Raw genomic sequence first — 12,153 nt, 5'->3', positions numbered from 1 at the left:
TCAGCGGTCAGCCATGCTTGGTCGCGACGCCATAGTCGTCCTGCGCGGCGAGAGGTGTGATGGGACGCAGCCTTGGTGATTGCGCGCTAATATAGAGGAAGGTCGGCGCAACCGAACAGATCCACAGGAAGGCGACCGTGCCCAGATACGCCATGCCATGCCGCGCCGATGCGTCGGCTTCGGCCAACAGGATATTGACGAAGGCTCCGCCGATTGTCACGCCCATCAGCAGATAAGCCAGCAGGGTAAAGGAGGCTTTGGCGTTGCCCTGCAAATGACCCCAGGCCCATGACAGCAGCCGGACGTAAAAAAACGAGGCGATACCGATTGCCGCGAAACTCATTACAAATCGTGATAGCAGTGCTTCCCAGGGCATGTCAGCTCCTTGCGATATAGCGCCCTCGATAAGGGCGAGATCAGTATGTCGGCGCAGTGTCGACCTGGCTTTCAGGTCTACTGCCAGTTGCTGACGTCATTGCCATTGCCGCCAATTTCGCGACGCCACTAGCAGCGGCGCAGCTTAGAGCAGCAAATAAGCGATGCAGATATTGCAATCACCGGGAAACTGCAAACGGTATGTCATCGTCAGCTTCGAGAAACTGTACAGCAAGCGGATGATTCCAACAATCAATATGCAGCATTTTTTTGACACGCCAAATCATGCAAGAAAATCAATTTGAAGCGTCGATATGAATTCGACATATTCGATTGGCAAGCCTGGCGATGTCAGAACATAAATGATTTCACGAGCGTGAGCTCGCCTATCCTGCGCAAGGGGATCACGAAACTTTCGCGTTTTTCTTTTGCCGTATTTTCGTAATACACGAGGGTGATGCGCGCAGTCACAATGGGCTTTTGCCGCACCGAGTCATCGAAGTTGTAGCCGCCCGGTCCATAACTGCCCCAGTAATTCACATAGACATGGTAGGCGCCATGGCGCGGGGCGATGGTGGTGAACATTTCAGGCCCTGGACCATCGACGCTATCGACATCCAATCCCCCGCCGCCATCGAGCACGGGCTGCGCGAAAAAGGCATGCTGCCCATCCGGCGTGACGATATGCAGATCGATCTCGGCCTCCGGCGCATCCCATGAACACACGATGCGCAGTTGCGGCGATTGCTGGCCCGGGTTGGCTTCATAGAATTGCACCCGCTTGCTTTCCTTACCGCTTGCGGACCTGACTTCGACGCTGTTGGAGCCGCCGCCGAACGCGTAATACCGCTGGAAACGGCCATCCGCGCCGGTATCGAGCGCCATCGGATTGCCGTTGACTACCAGCTTGGCACCGCGCTGGTTACCGGCCTCGCGAATATGCCCCTCGATCATGCGGCGATGCTTCTGGGCGCCGCGATTGATCGGCGGCGTGGGATAGGCCACGCGCGACTCGCCCGACTTGTCGGTCAGGCCGGAATAATTCCATCCGCCGCGCGGGGAAGTCAGTTCGGTAGCGTGCGCCGAAGCAGAGAAAAAAAGGATTGCCGCAAGGAGCGCGATGTTTGGTGCGAGTTTTGGCAGGATGTTCATGGATAACTGAATGACTTGACGAGAGTAAGCTCGCCCGGCTTGCGCAACGGGACTTGCATGATCTGCTGTTTTTCCGAGGGCGTGCCTTCATTCGTGATGACCGCCACCTGTGTGGTCGTCAGATCGCCATGGTCTGATCCGGCACCGAAATAATTGACGTAGACATGGTAGACGCCCTTGGGAGGAGTCGGATTGGCATAGATTTCCGGACCGTATCCAGTTGTGACATCCACATCCAGCGCGCCGCCGTTGGCGCTCACCCGATTGCCGTAGAAAACGTGCTGGCCATCGGGCGAAACCACATGCAAGTCGATATCGGTGCCATCGCTATCCCAGGACAGCACCACCCGCAACTTCGCCTGCGAACGCGCCGCATATGAGTCATAGAATTGCACCCGCTTGCGCGTTTTGCCATCGGCGTCCCTCACCTCGATGCTGTTGGAGCCGCTGCCAAATGCATAGGGGCGAGAAAAATTGCCTGCCTCATCGGTTGCCAAGGGCATGGCCGCGCCATTGACGACCAGTTTGGCTGGCTTGCCCTTGCCTGTCGCGGCGATGCGACCTTTGATCAGCGCCGCGTCAGGGTGGTCCTGGGCGTTGACGGAGGAGGCAGGATAATTGACCCGCTGCCTGAATCCGGCTGCCTGGTCCTGGCTATGGCGCCACCCGCCGCGCGGCGTATCGATTTCCGGCTGCGCGAACGCGCTACCGGCCGCCAGCCCCAAACCACCCAGGATCATCCATATCGGAAGAATGCCTTGCATGTTTACCCCTCGATCAATCGGCGCGCCAGCCGTTCAATGTATTGTTCATCGGCGCCATGGGGATGGAACCGGAAAGCCAGGTGCAGGTATTCATGCGCCAGCGTCATCCGCTCATTCAGGTTCTGCCAGCCGCGCACGTAGATGCGCAAGCGCCGCTGGTCAGCGTACGGGTATCCATCCGCCAGCGCACAGATCCGGGGCAACAGCTCCGGCGTCTCGAACCCCGCTTCGCGTTCTAGCACACGGCGCCATGAAGCAACAGCGCGCGCGAGCCACGCTTCAGCGGCATCAAGCCGGCGACACTCTTCGCGTCCGCTGAGCGAAGCCAGCACCGCTTGCGGATAAGCGTGCATGAGGATGCGTTCGAAATCCCATCCGTTGCGGTCCTGCTCTACCGCCTTCTGCCACGACAGGCGGTTCTTGCCGGCCTGCGTGGCATGGTAGCCGATCGGGGCGCCGCGCAGCAGCATGGCGTCGGAAAACCAGGCGGCGGCAAGCGCGGCATCGCTGGGCGGATTGGCGCTCACGCGCTGGGTGCGGCTCCAGTCGGCGATATGCCAGCAGCCCGCATCGAAGCGGGCGTTTTGCACGAGATAGGTGCGCGCCGCGATGGCAAGCGCACGGCCGGCATGCAATTTCATGGCATCGCCTTCGCGGTCCACCACGCGCGCCACATAGTCATTCATGGAGAAGCGCCCATGAACGCGCAAGGTATCGCCATGACGCGCCAGTAACAGCTCGCCGCGCGACGCGACGCTGAGCCAGTTGCCGTTTTCAAATTCAATGCGAAAACGCCCGCGCAATTCTCCCGGTACAGCCTTGACATGCTTACCCGCCTGCCATACCGCCCGCACCGGATACCGCTCGAAGAAATCGACATCGACACAGCTGTCGTCACCGGATGCTGTCGTGGCCTCAGCCCAGCGGGGAGATGGCAGCGCTGCGGCCAGCTGCTGCGCCCAGGTAGCCAATACCGTGCGGCTCGAACCGCGGCCGCCGATCCAGAACGGCGTGCCGTCGGCCAGCCAGCCCGCCGCGCCGCCGAACGCTTCGTCGCCGGCGCGACGCCAGGAAAAAGTCTTGTAGCGCAAGCCGGTTCCCAGCAACGGCCAGGCTTGCTTGCCATAGCCATGGATGCCGATATCGAGCAGCGCCCGGCGTGCCTGTGCCCGACCTTCTGCCGGCACGCGGCTCAGGGCGGTCAGCAGCTCTTCGATGCTGACTTCGGTCTCCGGGCGCAATTGCCGCATGTCGCGCAACCACGCCGGCGACTGCCGCGCGTTCCAGTAACGGGCCCATTTTTGCGGCGTTGCGCCCACCCGCGCGGGAGAAAAATAGGGAGCGCATGACCGGCTTAAGGCCTGCGAGCGCGCGATGCTCTCGCCCGGCGTGCAGCAATATACATCTTCATCCTTTGACGCCGGGGTTCGGGCGGAGCAGGCATATTCCGGCTCGGTCGCCCGGGTCTCTTCCAGATAGACGTACATGAACAGCTTCCACAGGCTGCCTAGCGGAACCTTGCCTTGCGCCTGCGGGTCGGCATGGAGCGCGTCGCCGGCGCCGAGAGTGCGCGCCTGTACCTGGCCGTCGCGCAACCATGCCACCGTGGGGCCTTCGGCAGCCTGTGCCGTAAGGACAAGGCCTAGCCACAGGGCCAGGGCGCTAGCGCACTTCGAGATAGGCACGCGGGTTTTCCTCGAAAGCCTTCTGGTCCGGCTGGTACATGCCATAGTACCTGGCAGGCGGCATGACGAACCTGCCGGTCTGCGCGGCGCGCACTAGGTGGCGGACCCTGACTTCGCCTTCCAGGGTATCGACCGGCACGGCATAGCCACGCGGCGTCTGCTCGTAGCGCGCCTGCTCCAGCGCTTCGGCCGCCTGGCCGCCCGGATAGCGTACTGCAATGCCCCAGGTGGTACGGTCGGCGGAAGCACCCGGCGGCAGCGGCACTTCGACAATGCCAAAGCGCATGGCCGGGCCGGTATTCCGCTTGAGCACGATTTCGTCGAGATACACTTCATCGGTCTTGAGCGGCGTGCCGGCGGCGACAGGCTCGAGCGTGTAGCCGGACACGTCGGCCGCAGGTCTGGCGCCGCTTGCCCCCTGCGGCGCGGCGGCGACCTTGGCGCCCGGAACGAGACGGTAAAGCGTGCGCTTGAGCTGCACCGGCAGGGTCGACGCCTGCGGCTCCCGGCTTTCGAATTGCACGATCGCCGTCGTGCCCGTCGATGGCGCGCTTGCCACGCTGATGACGGATGGCAGCGGTTGACCGGATGGCCAGCGATATACGCGCTGCCCGGTTATGGTATCGACGGGTTGCCATGGCGCCTGGGGCTGGGTGCGGGCTGCGCCATTTTTGAGCACGTTCTCGCCCGTACCCCGGCCGCCACCCAATGCCCGGTAAGTCCACAACAGCGCCAGCGACCGGTCCAGCGTCGGCATGTCGCTGCGCACGCTTTCCAGCACCTTGACGGCATCCGCAGACGAGCGGTCGCCGGTCATCATGAGCAGCGCATCTGTCAGTGGCATGCCGGCCTGGCGAACCTTTTGCACGGCGCCCTCGAGTTGCGAGCGTGCCCCGGACGCGAGCGTGCCTTGCGTCTGCTGCACGACATAGCTAGACAGCAGCAGGCTCATCGCTGCCTGCAGGTCGCCGCCTTCCTGGCCCAGCACCCTGCTCGACGTCGGCGACATCGCCACCTTTTGCATCGCGACACCCGCAGCCTTTTCCTGCGCCGCAGCGGCTTCCTCGGCAAGCGCTTCCGCGAGCGAGCGCACCGGCAAGCCCATCTCCTGCATCCAGTACAGCATCAACGCCCGGTGCCAATGCGAGCGCGGCATCCCGGTGCGCCGATATACATCCAGCAGACGGTCGAAATGCCCCGGCGGCAATGCCAGCTTGAGGGCGCGACTGGCATGCCAGTCGGCGTAATACGCATACGCCGTGAGCAAGGCATCGCCTTCAGTCTCCGGCGCGCTCCACCAGCCGAATGTCGCAACCGGCCCTGCCATCTGGGCCAGGCGGAACCGATGGCTGTTCAAACGCTGGGCAAGCTGGGCAATAAGCTTCTCTTCGCCCGGCAATGCCGACTGCAGCGCGAGGCTGTAGGGGATGAGCCGGCTGGCAGTCTGCTCGACGCATCCATAAGGATAGTCGATCAGGTCATCCATGATCCGGCGGAAATGCGAGGTCGCATTGTCGGCGAATTGCAGGCGCACGTTCGCCGCGTCCGCCGGCAGCTTGATCGGCGAATCCATCGCCGTGATCGGGATGCTGAGCGAGCGCGAGGCTTGCCAGTGAACGGGCACCACTTTCAACGGGACAGCCAGCGCATCCACCGTGCGCCCATTGGAGGCCAGGGTCAGGCTGAGCTGCGGGTCGTTGGCTTTCGGATTCAGCGGCAGCGATACGAAATTGGCGCCGGGCTTGAGCTTGAGCGGCTCGGTCCGCTTGACGCCCGCGCCGGTCGCAGTCAACTCAACGGTCGCATCGCGCCCGCTCTGATTGAACACGGCCACACTTGCATTGGGCGTATCCTGAGCACGCATCCAATCAGGGCTTGTCCACTTGACGTAAAACTCCTTGTCGGAACGGATATGCGAAGCGCTTTGCCCGACCAATCCGGACATGGTGGCGGCCCGGGCAGTGACACGCCAGCGCGTCAGGGAATCCGGCATGGTAAACGACACCTTCACCTTGCCCTCCGCATCCGTCGTCAATGTCGGCTGCCACAAGGCCGTGTCCTTGTCTTCGCGGCGCGGACGCTCGAGCACCTTGACCGCCCGCTCCCGCGCCTGTCCGCGTGCCGGCAGCGCCAGCTTGGCAGGTGCGCGCGCCAGGTCGTAGGCAATGAAGTTCAGGCTGGCGGAAGTGCGCACGTTGTTGCGGCGCGGATGATAGAAGAAATCAAAGATGTTCGGCGCGATTTCCGGCTGCAATACATAGACCATTTCATCGACCACTCCGACGGTCAGCTGCGTTCCTGACACAGGCTTGCCGTTGAGCGTAGCCTGCAATTCAAGAGTGACCTTGTCGCCTGGCGCATACACCTTCTTGTCGGCGACCACCGCCACATCGATGCGAGGCTGCTCCACGCGCAGGCCCAGGTTCTGGAACACGTACTCGCCATCTTTGACATACACGACGGACAAGGTGATGTTGGGGCCGTAATTGTCCTGGACCGGCAATTCCGCCTGCCACTGTGTCGGCGACACGCGTTTGCTGCGCACCCAGTTCAGCGGCGCGGATAGCAGCGAAGACTGTTCCACGGCGTCGCGCTCCAGCGTCAGCAGCGCTTCGTCGACCGGTTGCGGGAAAGTGATCAAGGCACGCGCCGTTTCACCCGGACGATAGCTCGCCTTGTCGAACACCATGTCAATCGAACCCTGCGGTGCGCGCACCCCTGCTCCGCTGACGTAATGCGAAGTAGCGCCAACGATATTGCCGGACCCGTCGCGCAGGGACAGCGTATACGTGCCCGGTTCGGCGAAGCGCAACGCCAGTCGTTGCGCGTTGGCGAGCGGGCCGGTCGATTTCTTGCGATCTTCCAGGCGCGTCCATTCCCAGCTGACAGGTGAGGCCGCGTTGGCAGCGGCGGCAGCGTTGGTTCCCGAGGCAGGCTGCAGCTTGATGGAAAACGGCACTTCCTCGCCCGCCGCCGAGAAGGCGCGCTCGCCCTTGACGACGTAGGTATCGGCGCTACGCTCGATCAGCAGCTCCCGGGTTGTCCGCACGCGGTATGCCGCGCCATCGGTGGCCAGGACGGTAAGGACATACCGGCTGGGTTCCCTGGCCGCCGGCAGAGTGAAGCTGGCAAACCCCTTGCCGTCCGTCGTCAGCTCTGCCGTTGTTAGCTTGACCGGAAACTGCCCGGCATAGCCGAGATCTCCTTCGATCATCGTCAACTGCTGCGCGCGCACCGACAACTCGGCGCGGGCATTCGGCACTGGCTTGCCATCCGGGTAGACCAGTTGCAGTCGGCCGGTGACGGCCTCGCCGGTTTTGAAATCGCGCTTGGCCGGCAAGACGTTGATCTCGAAATGCGGCTTCTGGTATTCGGCGACGCGGAATGCCGCGCCGTAGGTATCGCCCTTGAATTCAAAGCGCAGATCGTAGCCGCCGGCGGCGGCATTGTCAGGCAATGGGAAACTGGTATCGCCCCCGGTCTCGGAAGTGACCTTGACCGTCTGGCCGGCGACCGGGAAGCCGCTCGGGTCGAACACCTGCAGTTTCAATTCTCCGGCAGGCAAAGGCACCGACTCGCGCGCGGATTTGAATTCACGCCCTATGAACTTGACGAAGACGGTTTCGCCTGGGCGGTACAGGGGCCGATCGGTTACCGCATAGATCTTGGTATTGTAGATTTCGCTATCGTAGTAAAAGTTTTCCGCCACGAACACGCCGCCCTGCCTGTCTTCGCCGAACACATAGGTTTTCTCCGGCGCGGACCGCTGGAAAGTTGTGACGCCACGCGCATCAGACGTCCCGCTGGCCAGCACGCCGACGCCATCGGTCCACAGCACTTGTGCATCCTTGACCGGCTTGCCGCCGCGCCGCTCGGCAGTCCATGTCAGCATCTGGGCAGCCGACACTTTGGTCACCAGGATCGTATCGGAGACGAAAACCATCGTCACGGCACGCTGCGCACCGGCCATCGCTTCCACGACATACAACCCCGGCGCCAGGCGTCCCAGCGGAATCATCACGTTGCCCGCAGGCGCCGCGATGAACTCGCTGCTGCTGCCCGCCAGCTTGACGCCTTCCGGTGGCTGGATCGGTTTGGCAGCTTGGATCGGATAACGGAAGCTGTCGACCAGCTGGTGGGATTTCAGCGGCTTGTACTGGGGATTGAGGCTTTGCGGCGTCGGTTGCGCTGAGAGCGGGTGGGTCTTCACGGCAGCCACATTGTCCGTGACCGCTTTGCGGGCGTGCGCGGAAAAAAGGCGGCGCCAGGCGTAGCGCGATTCATTCCACCAATTGTCCCAGATGCGCGCCAGCGCGTTCGCTAATCCCGGACCGCGATAATTGCCTTCCACATCGATGCGATGCAGGTTCTTTTGCGCCTTCAGGAAGTCCAGCGGCTTGGCGACGCGATAAACATACACGTCCACGCCGCCATACTCGCTGACCGCGCCCATGTCCTGCGCTTCCAGCCGTACCTTGGCGACATCCTGCGTGCCGAAGGAGGCATCGCTGAGCAGGAAGAATGCACCGCTATCCTGAGCATATGCCGGCACAAAGAGGCAAAGCCATCCCAGCAGCATGGCGAGGCGAGCCAGACAACGAGAGATTTTCATTTCCATCTTTTTATTAATTTAGGCAGTGAGAAATGCCAGTCGGTAAACGCCGGCGAAATTCGGGTTGTCCTGCGAAGGATGCCAGCGCGTGTCGCGCCAGCGCAGCAAATCCTGCAGCCGCACGGCACGCAAGCCATTGTCGGTCGCCGTGACTGAGCCCGTGTGATAGGCGATGAACGAACCCATCCACACCATCAGATGCTGCGCGTCGCCCTGGTCATAAAAGAGCAGATCGCCGGTCGCGGCGACATTGCATTGCTTGGCGATGTAGCGCGAATTTTCCTGGACCAGTTCGAGCGCCCCGGCATAGGCAGACAAGGAACCGTCCGCCAGGCGCCACTGGTGGCGCAGCGCCTGTTGCGCGGCATCGAGGTTCAGCTCGGGTGGCACCGGACGTCCGGCCAAGCCATTGGCGCGCTTCCATTTCTCGTCATGACTGCGCAGCGTCTCGCCGACGGCAAAGCGCACCAGTCCCGCGCAGTCGCGCTGCTGCCAGCGCGGCGTAGGGCCGGCTGCCAGCTGTATCGAAATAATGCGCGTCATCCAGGCGCGAAAGATGCGGGATTGCGCGGCATCCAGCCGGGCAGGCAATTCTGCACTGCTCGCATGTGTGCCGGCCCATGGCAACAACAGACCGCCGGCGGCACCGAGCAACAGCTCGCGGCGCTTCACTGGCGCTCCTTCTGCGCTTCCCAGGCAATCGGATGCCAACCGGCCGAGGCCTTGCCCGGGACCAGCTCGAGCCGATATGGAGGATAAGCCGCCAGTGCACGGGTATGCGCAGGGAGTTGCGACTGCGCGATTGCCAGCAGCTCGGGGGAATCGTCTTGCCGCAGCGTCGCCAGGGCTTCCCGCTCGACCATGTCGGCCAGCCGCCGAGGCGTGAACTGCGCAAGCATCAGGTTCGACACCGGCATCTGGTCGGCCACACTCGGATGCGCGTGGCGCAGGGTGTCGAGCACCAGTTTGACTAACGCGCCATCTGGTGAAAACACGATGTAATCATCATGCACGCCCACTGTGGGCATGGCAAAATGCAGCCGCTTGTCTTGCCCCGCCATGGCCGCCGGCGCTGCGTCAGCCCGCCACATCATGGTCCCGGGCTGGTCGCGCGAACCCGCGTCGGCCGCGCCAGCTTTGCCAGTACCGCCCTTTCGGACCGCAGCCTTGGGCGCCTCGGCCTGCAGCTTGCCGGCCAGCGCCCAGGCCGCGACCGATTCGACGACCGCATTGCGGTTCTCGACATTCTTGGCGATGCGCGCAATGAATACCGGCGCATACAGGGAGGATTCGCGATACCAGCATGCCAGCGCAGGACCATCCAGCGCGGCAAGCGTGTCGGCAGAAAGCTCGAGCGAACTATTGGCGCGACTCAGAATATTCCGGGCCTTTTCCCAATTCAGCGGCAGCAGCAGGCAGGCGCCTGGATTGGCCGGAGCGGCGAGCCAAAGCGCACGGTCGCCCAAGCCGCCTGGACGTGCTGCTTTCTCGTCGATCAAAGCTGCCATGCCTGGCGCATCGCCAAAGTCCAGGCGCAGGCCCTTGAACGCCGGCACAAAATCCGCGTAGCCAAGCGCCAAGGCTGGCGCGCCGACGACGATCGTATGCTGCGGCTTGGCCGGCTTGCCGCTTGCCTGCGGCGCCGTGACAAGCGCGAACTGCCTGGCCAATGCATCCGGCTGTTGCAGCCAGCGCGCAATGGCATTTTCTGCCGACGACACGACCCGACTATCCTTGTCGAGCACCAGACCGGGATCGGACAACACCACGACCCTGTTACCGAGCGAGCTGATCAGCAGGGTACGGCGCGGATTGAGTTCGAGCGCGTAAAGGTTGGCAGACCCCATGCCGACATCGATTTTGCCGGCTAGTTTGAGCTGGCCATCCTTGGCCGCGATGGTCCCAAGCTCCTGGAGAACTTTAGCCAGCGTATTGCGTTCCATGACGAAGGCGAAATGTCGCAAGGCGCCCTTGCCGTCTCGCCAAAGCGCGATATCAGCCGGCGCGTCAAGAATGGTCTGTAGCAGCCGGTCGGTCCATTGCAGCTCATGTTCGAATGCAATCCGCTTGATTGCGCCTTCAAGCCCAAGCCGGTCTTCGTTCTGTTCGTAGTAAAAGGCGAGATCTTCGGTCAGCACATCCCGGGCCACCGGAATTTTGAGAAGATCACGAGGAAGTGCGGCAAGACTGGTGGTACGAATCAAGGCATCGGGCTGGCCGAGGTCCGTCATCAGGCGCGTCCCTGAAAATTGGAAGAGCTTCCAATCCGTGCTGTACAAATAGCCACCGGCTACCGTTATAGCGGCAAACAGCAGACTGCCGGCAATGACGACACGTCGCATGCCCACTCCCTGGATAAAGTTCTTGTTGTTATCGCTACTTGAAGAAAAGTTATTGTAGTCGATGCCGTCAGAGCCAAGTGTTGGCTGTGGTATTTTTGCCAATTTCTTGACGGGACGCGGAGGCGCTTTCTTGCCTATGCTTTTATCGGCAAGACTTTGCGCGAATAAGGTAGCCGTTTGGATGCCTCCCTGTCCTTATCGCAACGCGGCGAATCTCTCGGTACCGTTTTAGCCTGATTGCCCGGCTTGACTGGTATGGCCTAGATGCAGCCAAGCAGAACGCAAGCGCAATAGTGTGCCGTGAGCGTGCCCTGGCACGCCGGTCTACAATGGCTCCATCTTCTCGCATTCACATCACTTAAGTTCAACCTGCAATGCCACAGCCTACTGGCCCTTTGATCGTGACGCTCAAACTGGATGCAGCTTCATTCGCCTGGTTAAATGACTTGCGCCAGGCGCACTTTCCACCTGAACGCAACTATCTGCCAGCCCATGTCACGTTGTTTCATGCGCTTCCTCCTCGGAAGAATAGTGGTTACCAAACGTCTGTTTCTGGACAAAGCCGACGATTAAAGTGACGGCTATACCGAATACTCCTAGTACGCCGGCCGTTCTGGAGCGCTCAAAGTCAAAGTAAAGTGCAGCAAGTGCCAAAACAAAGGCCAAACAAGCCACGCCAAACAGTATCCCGGCTAGATCTCTAGCTCGTGCATTCGGATCAAATTCTTCTTCTGCCATTGTGAAAACTAACGCCGAGCTAACCGGGACCCAACGCGTTGCCGCGCAGCGGCAAGCCCTTGTTGCAGGTCCGGGTTCAGCGAATAAAAGGGACTTCCCCCACTCGGTACGGCATCGACGTGCCAAGATTGAGGTTCGAGAACAATCTGAATGAGGGAGGAAGTCATGAACAAGCGTACCGCACAACATAATGGAATGGCAACACTCACCCGTGTCGGAATGGATACATCCAAGAAGTATGTACAGCTCCATGGCGTCAACGCTACCGAGCAGCCAGTCTTGAAGAAGCAGATGAAGCGCGAAGACGTGCTGGCCTTCTTTGCCAATCTGCCGCCTTGCCTGATCGGCTTGGAAGCCTGCTCCTCCAGCCACTACTGGACCCGAGAGTTGAGCAAGCTCGGCCACACCGTCAATATGATGGCGGCGTCCTTCGTCTCGCCCTACCGCAAGAACCGCGCTGGCAAGAATGACGCCAATGATGCCGA

8 protein-coding genes and 1 pseudogene are annotated in these 12,153 nt (G+C 61.6%); 1 reads left to right on the top strand and 8 read right to left on the bottom strand.

Features of this window, described 5'->3' with window-relative positions:
* Positions 1-7: 7 nt before the first annotated feature.
* From EDC30_RS03235 to EDC30_RS19410, 8 genes are all read right to left on the bottom strand, one after another.
* Positions 8-376 (bottom strand): hypothetical protein, encoded by a 369-nt coding sequence (locus EDC30_RS03235; protein WP_132257277.1) that lies wholly within the window; start codon positions 374-376, stop codon positions 8-10.
* Positions 377-726: 350 nt separating this feature from the next.
* Complete coding sequence (locus EDC30_RS03230) at positions 727-1,527, bottom strand: YfaP family protein (RefSeq protein ID WP_132257275.1); 801 nt, start codon at positions 1,525-1,527, stop codon at positions 727-729.
* A complete protein-coding gene (locus tag EDC30_RS03225) occupies positions 1,524-2,291 on the bottom strand; it encodes a YfaP family protein (RefSeq protein WP_132257273.1) in 768 nt (255 codons plus the stop codon). The genes EDC30_RS03230 and EDC30_RS03225 overlap by 4 nt, the downstream gene beginning before the upstream one ends.
* Positions 2,292-2,293: 2 nt before the next feature.
* On the bottom strand, positions 2,294-3,976 hold the full coding sequence (locus EDC30_RS03220; RefSeq protein ID WP_165973713.1) for a DUF2300 domain-containing protein: 1,683 nt from the start codon (positions 3,974-3,976) through the stop codon (positions 2,294-2,296).
* The gene (locus EDC30_RS03215) at positions 3,954-8,588 is read right to left on the bottom strand and encodes an alpha-2-macroglobulin family protein (protein WP_165973712.1); all 4,635 of its coding nucleotides are present in this window, start codon (positions 8,586-8,588) and stop codon (positions 3,954-3,956) included. Before EDC30_RS03215 ends, EDC30_RS03220 begins: the two co-directional genes overlap by 23 nt.
* Positions 8,589-8,606: 18 nt before the next feature.
* Positions 8,607-9,260, bottom strand: a complete 654-nt coding sequence (locus EDC30_RS03210) for a DUF1175 family protein (RefSeq protein ID WP_424446895.1) — start codon at positions 9,258-9,260, stop codon at positions 8,607-8,609.
* On the bottom strand, positions 9,257-10,930 hold the full coding sequence (locus EDC30_RS03205; protein WP_132257267.1) for a DUF2138 family protein: 1,674 nt from the start codon (positions 10,928-10,930) through the stop codon (positions 9,257-9,259). The genes EDC30_RS03210 and EDC30_RS03205 overlap by 4 nt, the downstream gene beginning before the upstream one ends.
* A gap of 495 nt (positions 10,931-11,425) precedes the next feature.
* Entirely contained in the window at positions 11,426-11,668 is a 243-nt protein-coding gene (locus EDC30_RS19410; protein WP_165973711.1) for a hypothetical protein, read from the bottom strand.
* A 165-nt stretch (positions 11,669-11,833) separates the two neighbouring features.
* On the opposite strand from EDC30_RS19410, the pseudogene EDC30_RS03195 reads away from it, so the two are divergent.
* Positions 11,834-12,153: pseudogene (locus tag EDC30_RS03195) on the top strand (hypothetical protein); the annotation flags it as partial.

It is taken from the genome of Paucimonas lemoignei, from assembly GCF_004342585.1.
Lineage (GTDB): Bacteria > Pseudomonadota > Gammaproteobacteria > Burkholderiales > Burkholderiaceae_D > Paucimonas > Paucimonas lemoignei.
This window is presented reverse-complemented; position numbering and strand designations above follow the sequence as displayed.

Bases quoted from the DNA above. Each gene is read 5' to 3' on its own strand.
- EDC30_RS03235 (WP_132257277.1), bottom strand. From the start codon at position 376: ATGCCCTGGGAAGCACTGCTATCACGATTTGTAATGAGTTTCGCGGCA.
- EDC30_RS03230 (WP_132257275.1), bottom strand. From the start codon at position 1,527: ATGAACATCCTGCCAAAACTCGCACCAAACATCGCGCTCCTTGCGGCA.
- EDC30_RS03225 (WP_132257273.1), bottom strand. From the start codon at position 2,291: ATGCAAGGCATTCTTCCGATATGGATGATCCTGGGTGGTTTGGGGCTG.
- EDC30_RS03215 (WP_165973712.1), bottom strand. From the start codon at position 8,588: ATGAAAATCTCTCGTTGTCTGGCTCGCCTCGCCATGCTGCTGGGATGG.
- EDC30_RS03205 (WP_132257267.1), bottom strand. From the start codon at position 10,930: ATGCGACGTGTCGTCATTGCCGGCAGTCTGCTGTTTGCCGCTATAACG.
- EDC30_RS19410 (WP_165973711.1), bottom strand. From the start codon at position 11,668: ATGGCAGAAGAAGAATTTGATCCGAATGCACGAGCTAGAGATCTAGCC.